The sequence below is a fragment of the Providencia sp. PROV033 genome (assembly GCF_028484855.1).
Taxonomy (GTDB): Bacteria; Pseudomonadota; Gammaproteobacteria; order Enterobacterales; family Enterobacteriaceae; genus Providencia; species Providencia alcalifaciens.
This window is the reverse complement of sequence record NZ_JAMPSW010000196.1, coordinates 1-1,863: the sequence shown is the minus strand read 5'-3', so window position 1 is coordinate 1,863 and position 1,863 is coordinate 1. Positions and strand designations below refer to the sequence as shown.

The following is a 1,863-nucleotide window of genomic DNA, read 5'->3' as shown; positions in this document are numbered from 1 at the left end:
AGCGTCAGATTGCAGTTTCGCAATCTCTGCCGTTAACTGATCAATACGTTGGTGAGCATCAGTAACTTGCTTATCTTTGTCGGTGAGTTGTTTTTTCGTATTCGCAACATCAACCAAACCATCATTAAGTTGTTTTTCCAACTTTTTGATGGTTTCTAAAGACTGATCATTCTGTTTGGCGAGCGCTTCCAAACTGGCTTGTTTTTCAGCAACAGCACCCTTCGATTTCGTTAACTCATTGTTAAGTTCATCGATAACAACTTTATTATCAACCGACTTCACAACATTTTGTAACTGATCAATTTTCAGCTTGTTGGCTGTAATTTCTTCGCTAAGTTGATTAATCGTAGATTGTTTTTCAGCAATAATACGATTTAGCTCAGCAATACTTTTATTGTAGTTGGTAAGCTTATTGACTAGCTGACCATCCGTTAAAAGCTTATTGTACGCAATTAACTCACCCACACCTTGCGCAATGCCAAGGCGATAAAGGCTTTTTAATTGTTGCTGCTCAATTAAGTTTGCTAACTGAGCTAAATAGGCAGCATTATCTGCCCCTGCTTTCTTCGTGAAATCAGAAGAATACAGACCAAGAGGATCAATAATAACTTGGTATTTGGCAAAATCTTTCGCCAAATACTTAGGATTCCATTGATTACTTTGCAGTAAGTATGAAGATGTCGGCTGGTAAGATGAAGGCTCAGTTGGTAACACACAAACCTCTGTAACAGGAGGAGTCACCGGCTCTGTTACTTGTGGTTGTGTTTTAGGCTCGACCTGCGTTTGTACCGTGGCGGTTACTGGCGCTGTAGTGTTTTGAGAATGAGACACCGTCGCCGTATTCGATACGTGCTGAGTGGCCTTTTTCTCTTTAGTATTCCTTGCATTAACCGTCTTGACTTGGCGGTTTTCTTTCGGCAGTGGAACTGGCGAAAGTGTGGATAAAACATCATAACCCTGGGCTTGTGATTTAACACTCAGTGGCACTTCGATAGGACGTGGCTTTGGCTTTTGACCTTCATTTTCAGATTGAAGGTAAGTATCAAAGTCATCGATGACATTGTTAAAACGATCCGCATAGGATGCCGATGAAAAACATGTCGAGAAGAGTGCCAGAGAGACACAAAGCCTTAGGTTAAGTTTCATAATCCATTAATTTTCTGCAAAGTTGATTCCGTTGACAGCACTGCGTTGTAACGCACCTTAGCACAAAGTACTTTTGTTTTAGACTCAATTGCCATTTGCAATAGTTCAATCGTATCTGGGCTAGCAGTTGCTTCGATTTGCTTATACAACTGATTGATTTCACTCACTTCCTTAAATGAACCAACCAGACGATTGTAATTTTCTGGTGATAATGTTTTCAATGAACTGAGTTCTTTAATACAGGTATTAAGTGGAGCAACGCCCGATTGCTCAGCACCATTTGGCGAGCGATCTAAAGCATTATTTAAAACATTTTGTGATTCAGGGTAAGAATTATCGACCTTACCGCTTTGTGAACTTTTCGTTGATGCTGTAGCTAGTTGAGAATCAGCTGATGCCGTATTTTGCGCGTTTGGACCAGAAACACAGCCAGAAAGTAAAACTGTGCTTACCGCAAGCAAAGATGCGACATAAAATTTATTTTTTAAAAACATATATTTACCTTACCAGTACTTTTCTTCGCTATTATTATGATGTCCTAGAAACCTAGTGTAAGCTAAAAACTTCTTATTTTCTATATAGTCGAATAGAGAAATAGAGTCTTCTCATAAATATAATGCATTTTTATTTTTCACTAATATAATTCCACGCTGCGGTGTCGTTATTTTAACGACAATAATACTCATCGCTACTCTAAATAAGATATCCTGCATTCCT

The 1,863-nt window shown here is 38.9% G+C and carries 2 protein-coding genes; both read right to left on the bottom strand.

Annotated elements, in window-relative coordinates:
• On the bottom strand, positions 1–1,146 hold a 1,146-nt coding region (locus PSF16_RS17285; RefSeq protein ID WP_272689796.1), incomplete at its 3' end, for a hypothetical protein.
• Positions 1,143–1,640 carry a hypothetical protein gene (locus PSF16_RS17280; RefSeq protein WP_036964165.1) on the bottom strand — a complete coding sequence of 166 codons (498 nt, stop codon included), beginning with the start codon at positions 1,638–1,640 and terminating at the stop codon, positions 1,143–1,145. The genes PSF16_RS17280 and PSF16_RS17285, both read right to left, overlap by 4 nt.
• Between the last annotated feature and the right edge of the window lie 223 nt (positions 1,641–1,863).